This is a genomic window from Methanosphaera sp. DEW79, assembly GCF_003266085.1.
In the GTDB taxonomy this organism is placed as follows: domain Archaea; phylum Methanobacteriota; class Methanobacteria; order Methanobacteriales; family Methanobacteriaceae; genus Methanosphaera; species Methanosphaera stadtmanae.
The window spans coordinates 106994-128268 of the sequence record NZ_MUZW01000061.1 but is presented as its reverse complement, the minus strand read 5'-3'; the positions used below and the strand labels follow the sequence as shown (position 1 = coordinate 128268).

General features: G+C 27.5%; 19 protein-coding genes and 1 pseudogene. 3 read left to right on the top strand and 17 right to left on the bottom strand.

Going from position 1 to position 21275, the window contains the following annotated elements; all coding sequences use genetic code 11:
* Complete coding sequence (locus BZ132_RS06485) at positions 1–804, top strand: metallophosphoesterase (protein WP_112149721.1); 804 nt, start codon at positions 1–3, stop codon at positions 802–804.
* A gap of 262 nt (positions 805–1066) precedes the next feature.
* Here the strand turns inward: BZ132_RS06485 and BZ132_RS06480 are convergent, their stop codons facing one another.
* The 4 genes from BZ132_RS06480 to BZ132_RS06465 form a co-directional block, all read right to left on the bottom strand.
* Positions 1067–3571 (bottom strand): hypothetical protein, encoded by a 2505-nt coding sequence (locus BZ132_RS06480; RefSeq protein WP_286940664.1) that lies wholly within the window; start codon positions 3569–3571, stop codon positions 1067–1069.
* Between the two features lie 224 nt (positions 3572–3795).
* The gene (locus BZ132_RS06475; RefSeq protein WP_011406923.1) at positions 3796–5022 is read right to left on the bottom strand and encodes a TIGR00300 family protein; all 1227 of its coding nucleotides are present in this window, start codon (positions 5020–5022) and stop codon (positions 3796–3798) included.
* Positions 5023–5202: 180 nt separating this feature from the next.
* Positions 5203–6216 carry a phosphorylating glyceraldehyde-3-phosphate dehydrogenase gene (locus BZ132_RS06470; protein ID WP_011406922.1) on the bottom strand — a complete coding sequence of 338 codons (1014 nt, stop codon included), beginning with the start codon at positions 6214–6216 and terminating at the stop codon, positions 5203–5205.
* 209 nt (positions 6217–6425) lie between these two features.
* On the bottom strand, positions 6426–6794 hold the full coding sequence (locus BZ132_RS06465; RefSeq protein WP_011406921.1) for a DUF5518 domain-containing protein: 369 nt from the start codon (positions 6792–6794) through the stop codon (positions 6426–6428).
* Positions 6795–7574: 780 nt separating this feature from the next.
* On the opposite strand from BZ132_RS06465, the gene BZ132_RS06460 reads away from it, so the two are divergent.
* Together BZ132_RS06460 and BZ132_RS06455 are read left to right on the top strand one after the other, a co-directional pair.
* A complete protein-coding gene (locus BZ132_RS06460) occupies positions 7575–8639 on the top strand; it encodes an acyltransferase (protein ID WP_011406920.1) in 1065 nt (354 codons plus the stop codon).
* Positions 8640–8643: 4 nt separating this feature from the next.
* Entirely contained in the window at positions 8644–9699 is a 1056-nt protein-coding gene (locus BZ132_RS06455; protein WP_011406919.1) for a hypothetical protein, read from the top strand.
* A 133-nt stretch (positions 9700–9832) separates the two neighbouring features.
* Here BZ132_RS06455 and BZ132_RS06450 read toward each other — a convergent pair whose 3' ends face one another.
* The 13 genes and pseudogenes from BZ132_RS06450 to cfbE all read right to left on the bottom strand — a co-directional run bounded on the left by BZ132_RS06450 (position 9833) and on the right by cfbE (position 21252).
* The gene (locus tag BZ132_RS06450) at positions 9833–9988 is read right to left on the bottom strand and encodes a hypothetical protein (RefSeq protein ID WP_181454864.1); all 156 of its coding nucleotides are present in this window, start codon (positions 9986–9988) and stop codon (positions 9833–9835) included.
* 53 nt (positions 9989–10041) lie between these two features.
* Positions 10042–10245, bottom strand: a complete 204-nt coding sequence (locus BZ132_RS06445; protein ID WP_112149719.1) for a hypothetical protein — start codon at positions 10243–10245, stop codon at positions 10042–10044.
* A 20-nt stretch (positions 10246–10265) separates the two neighbouring features.
* Positions 10266–10646 carry a hypothetical protein gene (locus tag BZ132_RS06440; protein WP_011406917.1) on the bottom strand — a complete coding sequence of 127 codons (381 nt, stop codon included), beginning with the start codon at positions 10644–10646 and terminating at the stop codon, positions 10266–10268.
* Between the two features lie 39 nt (positions 10647–10685).
* Positions 10686–11756, bottom strand: coding sequence for a DNA topoisomerase IV subunit A (locus tag BZ132_RS06435; RefSeq protein ID WP_048059903.1), 1071 nt, complete (start codon positions 11754–11756; stop codon positions 10686–10688).
* A 19-nt stretch (positions 11757–11775) separates the two neighbouring features.
* Positions 11776–13440, bottom strand: a complete 1665-nt coding sequence (gene top6B, locus BZ132_RS06430; RefSeq protein WP_011406915.1) for a DNA topoisomerase VI subunit B — start codon at positions 13438–13440, stop codon at positions 11776–11778.
* A 456-nt stretch (positions 13441–13896) separates the two neighbouring features.
* A pseudogene (locus BZ132_RS06425) lies at positions 13897–14508 on the bottom strand (KH domain-containing protein); the annotation flags it as partial.
* Between the two features lie 344 nt (positions 14509–14852).
* Positions 14853–15632 (bottom strand): serine protein kinase RIO, encoded by a 780-nt coding sequence (locus BZ132_RS06420; protein WP_011406913.1) that lies wholly within the window; start codon positions 15630–15632, stop codon positions 14853–14855.
* 47 nt (positions 15633–15679) lie between these two features.
* Positions 15680–16627 (bottom strand): arsenic resistance protein, encoded by a 948-nt coding sequence (locus BZ132_RS06415; RefSeq protein ID WP_011406912.1) that lies wholly within the window; start codon positions 16625–16627, stop codon positions 15680–15682.
* Between the two features lie 54 nt (positions 16628–16681).
* Positions 16682–17017, bottom strand: coding sequence for a translation initiation factor eIF-1A (gene eif1A, locus BZ132_RS06410; RefSeq protein ID WP_011406911.1), 336 nt, complete (start codon positions 17015–17017; stop codon positions 16682–16684).
* Positions 17018–17236: 219 nt separating this feature from the next.
* Positions 17237–17833, bottom strand: a complete 597-nt coding sequence (locus BZ132_RS06405; protein WP_011406910.1) for an orotate phosphoribosyltransferase-like protein — start codon at positions 17831–17833, stop codon at positions 17237–17239.
* A gap of 10 nt (positions 17834–17843) precedes the next feature.
* On the bottom strand, positions 17844–18797 hold the full coding sequence (locus tag BZ132_RS06400; protein ID WP_011406909.1) for a Gfo/Idh/MocA family protein: 954 nt from the start codon (positions 18795–18797) through the stop codon (positions 17844–17846).
* Complete coding sequence (hemC, locus tag BZ132_RS06395) at positions 18794–19666, bottom strand: hydroxymethylbilane synthase (protein ID WP_011406908.1); 873 nt, start codon at positions 19664–19666, stop codon at positions 18794–18796. The genes BZ132_RS06400 and hemC overlap by 4 nt, the downstream gene beginning before the upstream one ends.
* A gap of 239 nt (positions 19667–19905) precedes the next feature.
* Positions 19906–21252 (bottom strand): coenzyme F430 synthase, encoded by a 1347-nt coding sequence (gene cfbE / locus BZ132_RS06390; protein WP_112149716.1) that lies wholly within the window; start codon positions 21250–21252, stop codon positions 19906–19908.
* Positions 21253–21275: the final 23 nt, after the last annotated feature.

Sequence of the window (21275 nt, the reverse complement as noted above, 5' to 3'; positions counted from 1 at the left end):
ATGTTTAAAAAAATTGTAGGGATATTGTTGTTAATTCTTTGTTTATTTTTAGCAATAATGATTATAGAACCAACACAACTTGAAGTTAATGAAATAACTGTTAAATCTAATCAAATTCCGCCAGAGTTTAATGGAACACGCATTGCTGTTATAGGTGATTTTCATTATGGTGAATTTGTTGATGAGAATAGGGTAAGTTATGTTGTAAATAAAACTAATGAACAAAATCCAGATATAACTGTTATGGTTGGAGATTATGTTACAGATAATAAGGACGATGTACAGCCATGTATTGATATTTTATCTAATCTTAGGGCTAAATATGGCGTGTATGGTGTTTTGGGTAATAATGATCCTAAAAATACAACATCCAATGCACTTGATGCATCATCTATTACAAACTTAAGAAATAGGGGTGTGTGGATTGAAAAAGATGGTGCTAAAATAAGATTAGGGGGAGTTGGTGATTTATCAACTGATTTCCAGTATCCACGTTTAACAACAAATGGTGCTGCAGATGATGATTTTGTTATTCTTGCACATCATAATCCTAATTATTTTGATACATTAAATCATACTCGTATTGATTTATCATTATCTGGACATACACATGGTGGTCAAGTAAATTTATTTGGATATACACCATGGGTTGAACCATCTGAGAAGGGACACAAATATTTATCTGGATTATATGAAGATAGTGGAGCATATCTTGTTGTAACAAATGGTGTTGGTGAAAGAAAGGTTCCATTTAGATTCATGGCAACACCACAAATTACAATGGTTACATTAGAGTCAACTTAACTTTGTTGATTCTATTTCTATTATTTTTTGATTATTTTTTCTACATAAACTAACTATGTAAATAAATGATTTTAGACAGGATTATTTATAATGAAATGAGTATTTCACTATTTTTATAAAAAAATTATTTTAATAAAAAGTGTGTGGTTTTGAATAATTAAAGATATATATCATATCATGTACATTAAGTGAATTTATTTTTAGTAAATTTATAATTTATAACTAGTTTCTTAAAAAAAGATAGGGTGGTGAATAAGAATTATTATAAATTCTTAGCAGCTGGTGGAAAACTACTTATAAGACCTTCTCTAAAGAGGGCATAACCATAGGATCCTCCACTCATTGCGACTTTAGCATCTGATTTTAGAGAAGATACTGGTAATTTGGGATAACTGCCACCTTTTTCTATATATGTTTGAAGTATTGTTACAACCTTAGAATACTTTGCCTCTTTAACAACATAATTTGTAACACTTTTTAACCAATTTTGTCCGGCATTATAATCATATCTATAGGCCATTGGCATCATAACATCAACATAAGGACTAAGTGCAGCATAATCTTGACCATAGTAAGTTTTAGATCCAGACTTTTCAGCAAATACACACATAGACACTTTTTGTTGTTTATTATGTGATTTTATAATATTATTTATTTGTTTTACAAAGTTCGTTACTATATTGGGATTAACAATACTTGGATTTGTTCCACTATATCTTGCATAATCAAGACAAACACCATCAACGCCAGGTATTTTCACAACTTTGGCCACAAAATTCTTTATTAATGTTTGTTGACTAGATCCTATATTGAATCCATTTGATGTTTTAAAACAAATTACCCAAGCATGTACTCGAATATTTGTATTTTTACAAAGTGATATGACTTTTTTCAGTTGAACTACATCGTTTGTTGAAGCTTTTGCTTGAACATATACGTCAGTAACACCAGCATTAACCCATTTTTTAACAGTATTAGTGTCAATATCAGTATTCATTTTTAAGAATACACCAGTAACAGGTCCTTCTGTTATCTTAGATTTTATGGTTGTAGCAGCATTAACTGTGATGTTTGGAGTATATGTCTTAAAGTTAACAACTCCTTCTTTTGTAAATTTAAGTGATATTTTCTTAGTACCTGCAACATTATAATTGTAAATTTTATTTATACCTCCACCATTAACTGTGAGTTTCACAGGAAGTGCAGGTAATAATTTTGTATTATAGTCAGTAAGTGTTTTTCCATTATAAACTTTATTAAATGTGGTTGTAATTTCACAAACTTCATTTATATATTTTGATGAAGGACTAGATATTTTAAAGTATATCCAATTCTTAGTAACTACATTTACTTTTCTTTGTGAGGAAGGCATACTGTTGGTTCCCCACCAATTATAATTTGCTGTAGTACTTCCTTTAAATGCATAAATATCCACATTATTATTGTTTAATAGTATAGAATTATTTATATTCACTTTACCATTAGCACTATAGATTGCTCCGCCCTTTTGAGCCCTATTTGATTGAAGTGTGGTGGATTTGGCATTCAAGGTTGCAGTATTGTATATTGCTCCTCCATTACCTGTTGCATTATTTGAAGTAAATGTATTAGAATTAATGTATAGATTGTTCGTGGTATATATTGCTCCTCCATTGATTTTAGCAGTGTTTTGAATGTATTTTGAATTTCTGCTGTTGTATATATTTTTATTATATATTGCTCCACCATTTTTTGTAGCTTTGTTTGATTGGAATGTTGATTTTTCAATATTTATTTGTCCATCATTATATATTGCTCCACCAAGTACTCCATTATTTGATATAAATTGGGTATTTGTGATTTTATTGTTCTGTTTATTTTTAGCTAAGTAAATTGCACTTCCATAGTTTTGAGTAAGATTATTTCCCTGTAATGTAATTTTACCAGTTGAATATATTACTCCACCTATATTTGTTGCTTGATTTTTATTATAAGTACAATTAACCATACTTGCAGAATCAGTATTATATATTGCTCCACCATGTGTAGCTTTATTAGAAGAGAAACTAGTTTTTATTCCAATAAGTTCATTCTTATTATATATTGCTCCACCATAAGTGGCCCTTGAATTAGATATTTTCATTGTTTGTAACTTCAAGTAACCCTTATTATATATTGCTCCACCCTGTTTATCACTAGCATTTGTGATTGTAAATTTTTCAAATTTTACTTTAATATTACTAGCTATGGTAAATACATGGCTACCTTTTCCATTTAAAATTGTACCTTTTGTATCACTACCAACAATAGCTACAGTTTTATTGATATAAATCTTATTTTCATAATAAGTACCTTTATTAAGATAAATCGTTCCCTTATTTGTAACAGATTTTAATGCATTTTTAATTGTAGCTTTAGGAGCATTTTGTGTACCAGCATTACTGTCCTTTCCAGTAGTACTTACATAAATTTTTGAATATTTCACATTAGCAGTTTTCAATGTTTTGTTAGAAGATATGCTTTGTATTTTATGGGTTTCCTGTGTTTTTAATGTTTTTGTATCTTCAACTGTTTTAACTTGTTTCGTTGCGTCTTTTGCTGTTTTACTATACTTACTTTCTGAAGATTGTGTTTTAATATCTTCAATAGTGGTATATGTATTAGAATTAACAGTATTATCAACTACTTTTTGAGTAGTATCTGTGTTGGTGTTATTTTCACTTGCAGATACTGTACTAATACATAGTAATAAGGTAAGTATTATAAAAATTGGAAATAATCTTTTCATAATTTTTTTACTAATAATATCACCTCATTATTTCTAAAAAAAATTATTATTCAATGGCTTATTACTATTGTATACATTAAAATCTATATAAAATTTTCTAAATTATAATATATTCAATGCTATTTTTTATTTTTAATAAATTATTATTATGAAACTGGGAAAATAAGTTCTTTCGTGTTTTTTAATATAATATTTTTAATAAAAAGGAGGTGATTTAATTAGAATTATTCTTCTAATTTATTAAGTTCTTCCTTAAGTATTGGTAAAAAGGAACCAATATCTGTTACTACACTAATAACTTGTGCACTTCCTCTATCAGAGAGTTTTGTTACAGAAGCATTACTAATATCTACACATACGCTTTTTATTCTAGCAGGTATTAAGTTACCAGTAGCAACACTATGGAGTAATGTAGCAATCATAATTACCATATCAACATCCTGAACTTCTTCTCTCATTCTTTGCTGAGCAACTTGTGAATCTGTTATAACATCAGGTAATGGTCCATCATCACGAATACTTCCAGCAAGAACAAATGGAGCATTATTTTTAACACATTCATACATAATTCCACTTTTTAAGATACCTTGTTCTACAGCATCTTTTATACTTCCAGCTTTATTTATAATATTTATTGCAGAAATATGATGTTTATGTCCATGAGCAACAAGTTCACCAGTTTCCATTTTTACTCCAAGAGAAGTTCCATAGAATGCATTTTCAATATCATGGGTTGCAAGAGCATTTCCAGCAAATAGTTTATCAACGTATCCTTCTTTTATTAAATCTGCAAGTATTGGTGCACAACCTGTATGTACAACTGCAGGTCCTCCTACAACAACTATTTTTCCACCATTATCTTTAACTTCTTTCATTTGGGTAGCTACTTTATGAATAATACTACGTGTAGGTTTTTCAGCTGAAGCTTCACTGTTCATAAATTCAAATGTATTTTTTCCACGTGATCTTTCAAGAGGCGTAACTTTAACTCCGGTTCTTCCAGTAACTATCATTTCACCTTTTTTAACAGCATTTAGTGGTTTACATGTTGCTTTTTTATTTTCTGTATCAACACAGATAACACAGTCCATCTCTATATTATCAATATTTAACCATTCTCCATCATATCTAATTTTAGTATTGTAATTACTAGTTGAATAGAAATTATCAGGTACAGTTTTATCTTTTTGTGATGCAACAAGAGTTACTTCTTCATTTTCCTCAATAAGTTCAGCACCATAATCTGTGAGTATGTCAAGAATTCTATTGAATATCTCTTCATCATCAGATTTAACAATAAGTTTAGCAGTACTTTTATCAGTTTTAAGTTTTCCTACTTGTAATTCTTCTATTTCATAGTCTCCACCTTGATCTATAATAGTATCCATTGTTTTAGGTAGAGTTAATGAATCAATTATGTGTCCATGTAATAGGATTCTTTGTGTATACATTTCATCATATCCTTCTATTTTTTTATGGGATTGTATTTTTTTTAATTTTTTATAGATTACTTATATTTTTCTTTATGTAAATATAAACAAATTTTCATGTACATTATTTTTTAAAAGCATCTTAATAATATTTAATAGAATCAGTTAAAAAAAAGTATGGTGGGGAGAAATAAGTATAATTTATAATATACCCATTGCTTTATTTGTTTTTAATATGGATTTTTCACCATCTTCTTCTAATTCAAGCATTGCTCTTATAGCATCGACATTTTCTGGTACTACATCGGATTCTTGGTGGACTGCTTGCATATAGAATAATTCTCCATTTTCTATATTGACTGATTCTTTCCATACTGGTATTTCATACATGTCTCCTCTGGAACGTCCAAGATCTTTAGCATATTCCATTATTTCTGCAGTAGATCCTAATTTAAGACTTTTTTGAACAGGTAATACACGGTGTGCATTTTCAAATGCATCAAGTACATCATCAGTTGTGATTTTATCTTCTAATTCAACCATTATGTTATGAGTGTGCATAAGTGTTGTTGGAACGAGTAATGCCATTGTCATTACATTAATATCATCAATAATAGTTTGTACATCAGGTCCATGGTGTGATGGTACTTCTGTTGTAGGTACAATACTGTTTATAGGTCCTTTTTTAACATCTGATGGATCAGCTCCACGACGTACCATTACTGCTCTAACTTTTTTTATACCTGAAATATCATAGATAGGTTTTAATGTACGACATAAACCTGTTGTGTTACATGATACAACACGTACATAATCTTCACCTATATTATCAGCATAATTTGCTTCAGCATTGAATGAGGAGCCTATAGCATCATGATCTTCTCCACCTTCAAATATTGCTTTTAATCCAATTTTTTCATAGATATCTGTTTTATTTTGTGCACCTATGCCTCCGGGTGTACAATCTACAACTAAATCTAATTTTTCAAATAATTCATCAGCAGTTCCTGCTACTTCAATTCCTGCTTCTTCAAATTGGCTTTCTCTTTCTGGAACACTTATATATAGGTCATATCCTTTTTCAACAGCAGCTTTAGCTTCATAATCTGGAGTTCTTTTTGTAACTCCAACAATTTTCATGTCATCTTGAGCAGATACAGCGTCTGCTACTCTTTTACCTATTGTTCCATATCCATTTATTCCAATACTTTTCATTTTTAATACGCCCTATAAAAAAAATCTTATCAATTTAAATATTTTTCTAGAAATTTAGTTAAATATCATGTTTTTTTGATATTTTAGTTTATAGTATTATACTATTATATAAGATTCTAATCTTTATTTAAATTTATTTAAAAAAGAGCATGATTTTTCATGATACAATATGATTTTTAATTAAAAAAAGTGTAGGTAAAACATTTTTTTTAATGTTTTACATCTAATTCATTAAAAATATAATATCCAATAACTCCACCTATTGCACCAGCAATTATATAGAGTATTACTAAATATAATGAACTTGTTAATGTGTAAGCTAAATATGTTGATCCATATGATATATAAATTATTGCTGATGTAATTATTGTTGAAATTACTGAACCTATAAGAGCTACAAGTAATGCAGCAACGGCTGATTCTGTTATATTATCATGTTTCATTAGTCCTACCAGTATTCCTGTGAAAAATACAAATGGTAAAATACTAGAGCTAGCTCCACTTAAAAGATAAGTAAGAACAATTATTATAATTCCTAAAGGTATTGCTTTACCTTTTGTTACATTATTAAAATCCATTTTTTATAACTCCTTCGTATATATTTATTTATAATAGTTGTATTATAAAAATAATTGCTTGTCTGAAATAATTTTTCAATATTTTATGTTCTAACTTTTTTTTGTAATATTTTGAGAGAGGAATATTTCTTTATTAATCAAAAATATATTTTGTTATTTTAGTTAAAATTAATTATTTTTATTATTAAATATATTTAAACATAAATTAATTTGTTTTAGTTAAAAATAAATAAAAAATAGAACTATTTTTATAAATTATAGGATAATAATTTATTAAAAGTTAATATTTCTTCTTTTTTTGGGTTTTACTTAGAAAAATTTAGTTTTTAAACTTATTTTTCATTTTAATACTATTATTTTTAGAGTTAACTTTAATAGCATTTAATGACATATATATTGTTAATAAAGTTTTTTTGGATTTAAAAAAAAGAATTACTGTTTTATATGTATAATTTCTTAAATTTAGGGGATAATTTTTTAATTTGAAATATAAGTTAAGTAATAGTATGATTTTTCTTTAAAGAATATAGGATATGGATTATATTTAAATGAATTATAAATCATTTTTTTATTAAAATAATTTATTAAGGTATGTATTTGCATTGTTTTCTAAAATCTGTGTATTCTTTTAAGAATAATTTTATTAACATATTTTAAATTTAATTTATATTATGTAAAATCAGTATTAATTACTTTTAATTTATAAAAGCAAGGGATTATAGAAAAAAATACATTGTTCATATAAATCCAAAAAAATAATCTTTTATGGAGATATATAAAATGAAAAGAATATTATATGTGGATTATATGCGTTTTTTAGCTATAGTTGGAGTATTGTTTCTTCATATAACTTCTAATTATATAACAAATACTCCTATTTTTGGAAATTATTGGATACAAAGTATATTTATATCATCACTTACCAGATTTTCAATAATATTATTTATAATGATTTCAGGATTGCTTTTATTAAAAAAAGATAATCCTATAAATACAATTCCAAGACGAATAAAAAGGATATTAGAACCATTTATTGTTTGGTTTATAATATATTTTATTGTTAAATGGTCATTAGGATTGTTTGAATCAAATACAAATAATTTCTTAGTATTATTTATAAATGCTATTTTAGATCCTACAATAGTTAGTGTACAATTCTGGTTTGTATATATGATTATTGCATTATATATTGCCACACCTTTAGTTTCAAAATTGGTTCATACATTAACAGATAGGGAAATAGAATATTTTTTAGGAATATGGTTTGTTTGTTTAGTATTGAAATTTATTGATAAAAATATACTAATCTTAGACTTTATGGGTTTTTTCATGGGGCACATGGGATATTTTATACTTGGATATTATCTAAGTAACACTAAAAGATATTGTTTCAACAATAGAAAATTTGCAATTTGTCTAATTGTAATAGGTACTCTTATTACATTTATGGGAACATTATATTTAACAAGTTTATCAAATTCATTGGACTTAAAATTCTTAACACTTGGGGATTTAACACCAGGTGCTGCTATTCAAGCAGCAGGTATTTTTATTCTTATTAAAAATACTGATTTTAGAGAAATATATGGAAAATACAGTGAAATTATTAATAATCATATTATATTATTTAGTAAATTATCTTATGGAATGTATTTATCAAATGTTTTATTAATCAATCTATGTTCTAAAATAGGAATTTTTTCACTGAATATTCCACCATTTATAAATGTACCTATTATGGTAATCATGTTAATTGTCATATTATCTGTAATGTTGTTAGTAATGAATAAAATACCTATCATTAAAAAGGCAACAGGATTGAATAATAATTTAAATAAAGGGTGAAATCATGAAGTTATTACTTTTTGTAACAGGAAGAGGTACTGGGGGAGATGCTGTTATAGCATATAACATACTAAAAACACTAGAAAGTAGGGGCATTATGGGAGAAATTGTATTAGATTATAGTGCTCAAGGATATTACTTTAAAAAACATAATATGTCTTGGTTAAAATCATCAATACCTGCAGCTGGAGGACATGCTGCATCTAAATTATCTTTATTTAAAGCAGGATTAAAAACAATCAAAGCAGTAATTGTAGGATGTCATTTAATTAAGAAAGAAAAAGCCGATGGGGTAATAGGTATTATAGGTGGAGGATCTGTTATTGGATGTTTATCTGCTAAACTTGCACATGTTCCAGCAGTAGGTATTGTATCAACACCAACAGATACTAAAATATCCTTAAAATGTAATAATACTATTTTATTACCAGAATCACCATTTTTTACTACTAAAGATACAATTAATATATCGAAGTATCATGTTAAAAGAGAATATTTACCAATAAGAGAGGATATTGTATGTGGTGATAAAAATAATATTCTTGATAAATTAACTGATAAATATGATGCAAATAAAAAATCAATACTCTTTGCTTCAGGTTCTACTCTTTTTGAGGATATGGCAAAGGCAGCACGTAATTATGCTCGGGAAAATGATGATGTAAATATATTTGTAATAGGTGCACCGTTACATGAGGGGATAAATGAAATAATAGATCATCCTAATATCATAAATCTTGGATATGTAAATTATATTGATGACTTATATGACTTGGTGGATTTGGCTGTAATAACAGATGATGGTCTAACATTACATGAAACAATAGCTTGTAAAATACCAGTGGTTGTAGTTATAGGAGTAAAATATGGGCGATATCATGGACTATCAAAGATATTTGAAGGAGCAATAATTGAAAGTAATGTAGATAATATAACTTATAATATAAATAAAGCTTTAAATGATTATAGTAGTATGAAAAGAGCAGTATCAAAATATTCAAGAGATATACTTGAGTCTAGTGAAAAAATTATTGATTTTATATCATCACATATTATTTAAATTCTTCTTTTATTATTTTTTTTATCTTAAAAAGATTATTTGAAAATTAAGTTAATATTTAAAAAAAGATGTTAAGTATTATTAAATAATACTTCTTTTAAAATTATTAGTTTTTTTTATTTTGAAATTTAACTTAGAAATGATGTTCTCTTGTTTTTTGGGAGAAGATTTCCCTAATAATGTAGTATCCAATAGCGCCTCCAATAGCACCTACAACTATGAATATCAGTAAATCCATTACTGAAGGTCCAATATTTAGAAATTGGGAATATCCATAAGTATCATTCATACTAACAATTATGTATGTAATTAGAGTAATTGCTATTGAACCACTGGCTGAGGTTATACCAGCAGCAACAATTGATTGTTCAATTTCATCATACCAACTAGTATTCCTGTAAAAAAGAATAATAATCCAGCTGTAGGTGTAAGAAATCTGATAATGGTTGATGCTATAAATAATTGATATCCAATAAGATATGCTATTACAATTATTGATACACCAATGGGTATTGTTTTACTTTCAAATAATTCATTTAAATCCATATTAATTACTCTAAATTATATTATTGTTTTAATTCATATAACTCATTTATTATATGAAAACCTAGTGAACTCCCAAGACAACCTACAAATATATATAAAATTAGATAAACAAGGGATGATTGTATAAGTGCAATGGCATATAATCCACCTTCAATATAATAAACACTAATTAATGAGATTATAAACGATAATATGAAACCTAACATAAAAGCAACAAATGCTGTTATTAAAGTATAGGTCATAGAATCATGTTTTATTATTCCACATACTATTCCTACAAATAATAAAAGAGGTAGTATTAATGTGGAATCTTGGTCAAGTAATGTACTAGTAGCAATTATCATTAAAATAGTTAAAGGTATAGTTTTTCCTGAAAAAATATTTTTTATATTTATTTTCATCCCTCCAAAAAAAAAGAATATAAGTAAATAATTATTTACCTATTCTATTGGTTTACCTTCAATAGCACTTATTTTATTTGGGAAATAATTATCTACAATATATTCAAGACCATATTTGGAGAATGATTGCTGTTCTGCCTTACGTCCAAGTTTAATCATTTTCTTAATTTCTGTCTGCCAGAAATCAGCCTTATATCTAGGATCAGCAGCTAATTCTTTAAGACGTGCTACATCAATATCTTTTAGTTTATCAGTAGGAAGATCATAATTTTCAATATCTGATGCTGTTACTCCAAGGAATTTAGCATCTGGAGTTGCAAGGTCATGATTTACGTGAGCTAATTTTGCACTACCTGATATAATTACCATAGCAATGTGGAAACCCCATGGATCTCCGTCGTTACAAATATAAACAGGAACTTGTAATTCATCACTGGCTCTTCTAATAAATCTACGTGTTGCACGTGCAGCTTGTCCTTTTAATCCTACAATCAATGTATTAAATCTATCATATGCTTTTTCTTGAACCATACGATGATACATCCCCATGGTTTCCACTGCAATAATTCTTTCTACATTTGAATCAACAAATTCAACATCATCAATCGTTGGAGGAATGGTATAACCTGATTTTCCAAGTTTTTTAGCATTAAATTCAACATCATCATCACGTAGAGTTATATCACCATATACTGAAGCACCATCTTCCTCTGGTAATAATCCTAGATTTTCACGAGATACACCAAGAGTTACTTCTATATCTTCTGTTATGTTGTTTGATTCTTGCTGGTTATCAAATCCAACATCCCATCCTTCAGATACATAGTACATCTCCCTCATAGTAGCAGTTTTTTGTATATTTACTAATTCCTTACAGAAATTACCAACACACATCATCTGTGCCATTTTCTTTATTTGTTTTACATTACCTAAAGATCTAGTACCTTTTCTTTCACCTAATTCAAAATATCTTTTATCTTGATTATAGATGATATTTCCTGTTCCTCTTGATGGAATTTTTAAACTAGGTACTTCTTCTTGAAGTATCTTTTCAAGAACTTCATCCCCCATACCTCTTAGTTTATTTAAAGCTATTTCTTTATGTTTCATCATTGTCTATCTCTCCTACTTAGAAATTTTCATCCTCAGATAATTCTTCCTCTATTTCAGTTTTTATTCTCATTTCTGGTTCTTCAGTTTTTACTTCCATAGGTTTGATTTCTGGTTGTTTAAGACGATTTTTCATATCCATAATCTTAGCTTTGTGTGTAACTTCATCCATTACCTTATTATATTCTGGAACATCTTTTTCAGCAAGTAATGCAGATTGTTTAATTACAACAGGGACTAAATCTTCAAATATTTTAGCTCTCATTTCTTCATTTTTTGCTGCTTTTTTAGTTCGTATGTATTTTTCTAGTTTACGAGCTATTTTCATTGTTGCTTGTCTTATTTCACGTACAATTTCTTCTTCAGGTGCAACACTTTGTTTTCCTGTTGAAAGGTATGGTACATTTGTTGAAATAATATTTACAAATACTGATATTGGTGCATTATCTAAGTCCCGTACACCATATCGTCTCCAGTCAATACTTTTTAAAGCTTCAGTTATTGCACAACTTCCCTGGTCAAATGTTAAAGGAACTCTGTTAGCAAATCTCATAATTTCTGCTTTTCTTTGACTTCCAATTAATCTTCCAGAATTACCACCATATGCAATTCCTGCTTCTACAATAAATGATACTCCTCCACGGTATGCTTGAGGTTTTCTTGTTATAGCAGTTGAAAATTCTGGTAAGAGAATTTCATTTATACCTTTTTCTATTTGTTCACTACCTATTGGCTTAAGACCATTTGTTGGTGGTGCCATGAATTTCATTTTATCAAATTGTTGAACAACAGCTTCAGCCTCTTTCCATGTTATGCTTTTTGGTCGTTTGTTCATATCAATACCTGTAGCTTCTTGTATTTCTTTTATTTTTGCTGCAGATACTCTTGATAGGGAATCCATTAGTAGATTTTTAAATCGTTTTTTATTTGTACCTTTACATAGGTATATTATATCATCTGCTGTTACACCTTTTGGATGAGGTAATACTTCTTTAGGTAATGGTGGTATTTTATCTGTTGCTCTTTCAAAAGTGTATTTTCTACCTGTTGGATCTTTAAATACTATTCTTGCATGGGGATTTCCAATAACAGTACGTCTTATGTATTCATAAGCACCTTGTTCACTCATGGAATAAGATACATCTTTAAATTCTATTTCTATTCCAGATCCTGTTCTATCTGTTTCAAATTCTTTTTTATTAAGAATTATTCCAGTATTCTTTTTAACATCAAGTTTTACAGTCATTTCAATGCCTTTTAATTCATTTCCATCTTTGTATCTTGATCTTATTTTTACTGGTTGTCCTGTAGTCATCTGTGATAATAATACACATCCACTACATCCTAGACCTTGTTGACCTCTAGATTGTATATTTCTGAATTTACTTCCAGCAAACATTTGACAGTATACCTTTGTTATGTAATCTTCAGGAATACCAGGTCCATTATCTGCATGTTTGAGTAGGTAATGATCTTTTCCTAATCTTTTTAATTCTATTGTTATATCAGGCAGTATTCCTACTTCTTCACATGCATCTAGACTGTTTGTTATAAGTTCGTGAAATACTATTGTTAATGATCTTATTTTTCCAGAAAAACCTAACATTTGTTTATTTCGTCTGAAAAATTCAGATGCTGTTAATTCCTTAAATTCTTCAAATAATTCTGATGTATCACGTTCCAAGGATTTCATTCCTCCGATAAATTATTACTTTTATTTTAAATAGTATTAAATTTTGTATTTGTCTAAGTTATAGTTTTAAGTTAATTCCTTCTCTAAATATTAAATAACTATTAAAAATATGACTTATTTTTTTTATTTCATACATATGTACTATTTAAAAAATGTTGATTTTTTATACTATATTTTATGTAAAACATGTAATATAAACGTTAGGATATATATCCTTGTTGAATATATTTATATAGGTTAGGGGGGGGTCTTGATAAGTAATAGTTGTTAGTAAAAATATTTAAATAGATTTTTATATAATCACTTATTTTAATAATGTAAAAATAATAATAAAAAAAAAATGTAAAAAGAGATTTTTTACAAGGTTTCAGATTCTTCTTCAAATTCATTATCTTCATCATCTTCACTAATAGCATTCTTATTGTAATCTTCCTCAGCATCAGTGAAGTCTTCATCAGTATCCAGGTCTTCTCTTAAAATATCTTTCATGTCTGGTTTACCATTAACCATTTCATCAAATTCTTTTCTTTTAAGTTTATCATGCATTTTTTCAAGATATGCATATACAGTTTTTTGTCTAGATCCTTCAAGTATCATTTCAATAGCTTCTCTTGCCATTTGTATATTTTCAATTTCTCCAATTAAAGATACTGTTTTACCATAGATACTAATTTCAACATCAAGCATATCATGCATGATTTGTCTTGTTCTTCCATTTTTACCAATGATTCTACCTTTTTGTCTTACTAAAGCTTTTTTAGATTTTCCAACATAATCTTGTAAATTAATAATTTCCAAAATTAAATCATCATTTTCAAGAGTTAAAGCAATATCAGGATTGAATCCTCTTCCAATAGCTTTAATCATATATCTAGCTTTCCAAATTGCTAAAGGATCATCTGTTTCATCAGTAGAACTTATAGCAATATTTCCAGTATCACTATCAATTTTAAGTTCTGTTTTTGTAATAATTTCTAATTGATGTTTTATTTTTCCATTTTTACCAATTGTTACACCGACTCTATCTTTCGGAATTTTAAGGTATTCTGTGTTAACCATTATAAAAAAGCTCCTTTATAACTTCTAGTCTTCTCTAATAGTAATAATATAAATCGATTGATTAATCGTATTTATGAATAAATAAGAAGGTTTATGATAACTTAATTTAACCAATCTTCATTAAATAGTAATAAATAAGATTGTTTTCTATTTAATTGGTGATATATAATAAATATCTGATAATTAGTTATAATCATTCTATAACCTATTTAATATTTATTATGGTTTATCTTAATACGAAGTTTATATTTATTATTTCTAAATTCTCTGTATCTTACTTTGTTTTAACTATTATAAAAAAGTATATGTAAAATATTGCTTCTACATACTATCCAAGAATATACTTAGTCATTTTTAATAATTCTATTTCTAACATATTCATATGTTAAATTTAATTTGAATTTCTTACTATCATATAGTATATTTTTAATATCGCGTTCAAGTAAACTTCTACTTGAAGGATGACTATCTAGTGTAGATTGTGAAACATCAATAATATAGGGGTGTCCATGTGATAAGAGAATATTGTATCTAGAAAGATCACCATGAACAAGATGTGCCTTGTTATATGCAACATCCATAAAATCAATAATCTCCTCAAAAACCTCACTAGCATTATCTAATTTGGCCTTACTCAGTGGAGGTGCTGCACTATTATCATCATCAGAGTATTCTAAGTATTCCATTACCAACACATTTTCCATGGCAATATATGGTTCAGGAACTCTAAGACCTAACTTATATAACCTACTAAGATTTTTAAATTCCTTCTGAGTCCATGCAGTAATAATCTGTCTTGTATTATTTCCATGACTCTTGAATCTAGGATCACCAGCAATATATTCCTTAATCTTTTTAAAATCAAGTGTCATAACCCTATATATTTTCACAGCAACAGGATTGTCATCATCATCAATACCAAGAAATACATTTGCTTCCTTACCAGTACTTATAACTCCATTTAAACTTCGAATATATCCCTTATTTGCAAGTTTATAGAGAACTTTTAATGTTTTGTCATCAAAAACTTCACTAGAAACTTGTTTATCTTCAACACTTTTTAATCTTTTAGTTTCTTCTAATTTTCTCATTTGCTTATCTGCATCAATATAGTGTTTATTCAAGTAACAACCCTCTTCTACTTCTTATTATTCTTTTGTATTTTTATTACCTAATATTTTTTTTGTATATATAACAACACTCTTGATACAATATATAAAACAGGTAATTCAATTAATGGTCCAACTACTAATGCTATTGCAATTAATTCATTGTTTGGAAAGGATTTTATAGCAATAGCAAGTGCAAGTGGGGAATTACGTGCTAATGTTGTAAGAGTTAAACTTACATAATTTTCATAATTAAAATCCAGTTGTCTAGATAAAATAAAATCTAATATGAAATTAACTATGAAAAATATCATTAATGGAATAAATATAAGACCAATTACATCTAAGTTTTCAAAAAGACTACTTGCTTCAGTATTAAACAATCCAAATATTGCAATACATAAAAATAGTATTTGACAACTTGAAAAAAATCCAGTAATTTTTTCTTTAGTCTTATTTTTATTTCTAAGAATAAATTTAACAACTTCTGATCCAATAAATGGGATAATAATAAATGTCAACAACCCATCTACTAAATCCAACATTACAATATTATTAGAATTTGAGAAAAATAACACTAAATATACTGGTAGTAATATTATCTGTAACAGTAAGTTAATTGGTAGTATAGATAAACTAAGTGGAACATTTCCCTTGGATATTTTAGTAAATAACAAATACCAATCAGTACATGGAGTTAATATTAACATGAAAAATCCTATAAAAATATCAACATGTCCATATAAAAATAAGCTTCCTAGAAAATATCCAAAAAGTGGTGTCCATATAAAATTAATTAAAATACTAATTATTGTGAATTTTCTATTTGAAAAACTACTTCTAATATCCTCGAGGGGAATATCTAAAAACAGTGCAAATAACATTAATGCTAGAAAAACAGTTATAAGTAAGGGGCTTATATTATTTAATAAGGAAATATCCTTAAATAGTAATCCTAGTATAATAGCTCCAAAAATTAAAATTGGCTCTAATTTTTCTATCATATTCATATTATTAACCTCTAATTATTATAAGAGCTATTATTAGGATTGTTTTATATTTTATTATATTTTTAGGAATCCTCTTCTTTCAAGGTAATTTGCTTCTGTACGGGTGTATCTCCAAATAACATCTGCTTTTTCATCACTTTGGAAATCCCATGGTTTTACAAGTACAACATCACCTTCACGAATCCATATACGTTTTTTCATTTTACCAGGAATACGACATAATCTGATTTGTTTATCATTACATCTTACTTTAAGTTTTCCATGTCCTAATATTTGTTCAACAACTCCTGGAATTTCACCACGTCTAGGTGATCTTACACGTATGTTTTCTCCACCTTGATTGTTATTATGGTTATTTTTATGATTATTTTTATTGTTAGATTTCTTCAAAATATATGTCCTCCCATAATTTTCCTTTATGAATTAATTATCCTAAAATCTCATCTTCTTATTTTAGTATCTTCCTTAGAAATACTAACTTTATATTACTATAATATATGTTTTTTGAAATATATATTATTTTTAATGTATTGTGATTATTAATGTATTTTTTTTAATTAAATCTATTATGGTATTATTTAAAGAAAAAAGAGAAATAAGAAATTATTTTTATCCTACTTTATTAATTTTAATCAATGATTTAATAGGTACATTATCAGAATCATCAAGTCCTTTTTTATCCACAAGAACTGTGACAACTAGAGGATTTGCACCATTTTTTTTACATACTCTAATAGCATCAGTAATTGTAGCTCCACTTGTTATAACATCATCTACAATTACAACTGTTTTATTTTTAATATTAGCAAAGTTATGACTTAGAGCTCCTTGTGCTGATTCATTTTTCATATGTTTAATTGGATGAAATACTGCAAGTTCAGCATCTAATATTTCAGCCATTATAGTAGCAAATGGTACTCCACTAATACTAATACCTACAACTGCATCAACAACTCCTTCTTCAACAGCCATGTCAGATAATGCTGAAGCAATATACTGCATACGTGATGAACTAGAACCAATAGTTTTCCAATTAATAGCAAAATCATCAGGTTTTTGTTTCTGTTTTGTTTTATTAACTGTGGTCATTTGCATAATTAACCATTGAGTTGTATCTTTAGATATATTTAATTCATCTGCAATTTCACCAGTGGTTAATCCCTTATTTCTAAGTTCAGTAGCTTTTTCAATTAATTTATTTTTCATTTTCATCACTTTAATCTAAATACACTAGTCTTTTATCTTTGGATGAGGTCATTGCAGCATCAACAATTCTCAATGCTTCATATCCATCTTTACCAGATACTTCTGGAGGAGTATTGTTTTGTACACAATCAACAAATGATCTTAATTCTTCTTTGAGAGGTTCTTTATTTTCAACTTTTATGTCTTCAACCTGATTATTTTCTTTAAATAATGTAACAGTTTGATTTCCATAATCAACACTTATAATTCCGTCAATTCCAGTAATATTTAATTGACGTTTTTTATATGGTGTTAACCAGTTAGTTTCAAGTATACTTAAAACTCCACTATCATATTTAGTCATAATTTCTGCATGGTCTTCAAACTCACAATTTTTAAGTTTACTACTCATATTTGCAAATACAGTATTTGCCCTACTATTAAATAGGTAATTGAAAATATCAATATCATGTATTGCTAAATCGATAGCAACTCCAACATCACGTATTCTTGGAGGAAAAGGACCTAATCTTTTTGAATTTGCAGTTACAACTTCACCTATTGCTCCTTCATCAATTAATTTTTTTGCAACTCTTACAGCCGGATTAAATCTTTCAACATGTCCTGTTGCCAAAGTTACACCTGCGTCTTCTGCTGCTTTGATCATTTCTTCTGCTTCATTTAATTTTGAAGCAATAGGTTTTTCTACAAGTACATTTTTTCCTGCTTCTATTGCCCGCATAACTACATCATGATGGAATACTGTTGGTACACAGATATTTACTACTTCAATATCATCAATTTGAAGTATATTATCATAATCAACATAACCTACAGTATTAAATTCTTTCGATACCTTATCAAGTGTACCTCGTACCATATCTGATATAGCTACTAAATTCGCATTTTCTAATTCAGAGTATATACGTACGTGGTTGTAACCCATAGATCCTACTCCAATAACACCTACATTTGTCTGTTTCATAAAGTATCCTCTCTTAATTTTGTTCCAATAACTTTTGCAGTATTAATAGCATTGTTTTTATCTGTTGTTTTGTTTACATCTGCTAAAAGTTTACCTTCAGGACTTAATAATTTACAATGTATATTTATGTTATTACCATCTACCTTTGAGACTATACCAATAGGCCATTGGCATCCAACACCTATAGTTTCAAGAATAGCTTTTTCTGTCATAGCTTCAATTCTAGAATCTTCATGATTTAATTTTGAAATAACATCATTATATTCTGAATCTTTATGTGTCATCACAGCTAAAGCTCCTTGTCCTGCAGGAGGAGTTATGTATTGTTCATCAAATACTTCTTTTATATGTTCCTGTAGGCCTAATCGGTTAATACCTGCTAAAGCCATTATTGTAGCATCATACTCTCCTTCTTCAACTTTACGTATACGAGTATCTATATTTCCACGTATAGGTTTTGTTTGAATCTTTTTACCATGTAATTTACAGAATGCTTCTCTTCTAACACTACTTGTACCTAATGTAGCATTTTCTGGTAGTTCATCCCATGAATAATTAGAAATTAATACTTCATTAATAGCTTCTCTTTGAGGTATGGCAGTTATTGTAAGCTGGTCATTTAATTCACTAGGTAAATCCTTAAAACTATGTACGGCAAAATCAATACTTCCATCAATGAGGGCTGTGTCTAATTCTTTTGTAAATATACCTTTAGCATCAATATTATATAACTGTGAATTTTTAATCTTATCTCCTGTTGTTTTAATTATTTTAGTTTCAATTTCTTCTCCAGTAATTTCTTCAAGAGCTTTTACAACAGTTTTAGTTTGTGTGGTGGCCAGTTTACTACCTCTAGTACCAACTATCAATTAATCTGCCTCCTCGACTTGACGTGATAATTTTAGTCACGTATTTTGTAGTAGTGATAATTAATTTTTTTTTATCTTAAAAAAAAATTAGTAAATTATTTATTCACTCTTTATTATTATATATTTAATTTATTTAATATATTTTTACCATGTCTTTGATTTAAATAAATATATTACTCAATAAGTTACTTCTTCTTTTTATACTCTTACAAATAATTTTAATTAGTTTCAATTTATATTTAATTTGGAAGATATGTAATATTTCTAGCATACTCACTTCTGTAAATTATTTGAATAACATCATAATCCTTTTTAAGTAAATAATTGAAAGCATCAGTGAGTTCATGATAGAATTCATAGTCTTTATCTAATTTTTTTAATAGATTATATCCAACATCTCCTGTTAAAACAATAGGTGAATCTATGGTGGATATGTATTTAGATAACTTCTCTTCATCTATTTCCTCACAAGTTATACCATAATCTCCACCAACAATCAACACATAATTATTTGAATATCTCTCTAGATTTGAAATACATTTTGATATGGATGTGGTGTTAAGTCCTGGATTAATATCTTCAAGAACTATTTTATCTTCAATATATTTAATTGATCCTCTACCTTCTATTGGTAGAGTATCCTTTATATTTGAGGTAATTGTTTTTATTGGAATATCCAACAACAAACCAACACACACAGCATATAGTATGTTATTTATATAAAAATCACATAGGGCAAAACAATTCACTCTAAATTCATAGTCACAGTATTTTATTCTAATTGAAGTACTCTTAATATTATAATCAATCTCTGTTGTATAGATATCTGCAGTTTTATCATCTAAACTAACAGTTATAATATTTTTGTCCATGTGTGGGTAGTACTTCTTAAGGGTAGTTTTATCACAAATAACCTTTTTTGATTTAAAAACTGATTTTTTTGCACTAGATGCACTTTGGCTATTATCTGCAATTGGATAATCCTCTAATATATTTGTTAGAATACCAATGTCTGTATTTGTTGTTATACCAAGAGATACTTCAAAAATACAGTAATCAATACTACTGAGTAAATTCATATCTTTTGCTCTATTAAGGGCATGAATTATACTGGCTGGTGTGATACTCAGTGTTTTATCCAAAACAATCTCCCTTTCACAACTTTTATATAGAAGATTATGGCTTGTTAAAACAAGAAGATTTTTATTTTTTAAAACTTCCATTATTAAGTTTGCAGTTGTAGTTTTTCCCTTAACACCAGTAATTTCTATAATCTTAAAATTCCATCCATAACATTCTTCATGTTTTTTAATTAAATATCCTGTAAATTCATGATGAGTATAATCACACCTAAATAATGGTTTCATATGTATGGGACTAATTGTAATATATTTATCCTCATTTTTCCTAATATCATCTAATGAAAGAAACTCAACATTATATTTTTTTTTATAAAATTCTTTCATATCTAAATTAAGTTTGTTGTATGTATCATAGAAAAATAAATTATTCTTGGTGTATTTTGAATATTCTTCAAGAAGTGTAAGTCCACCATGATTAGCATCACTAATTAATATGTTTTTCATATCAACACCTAAAAAAGAGAAAA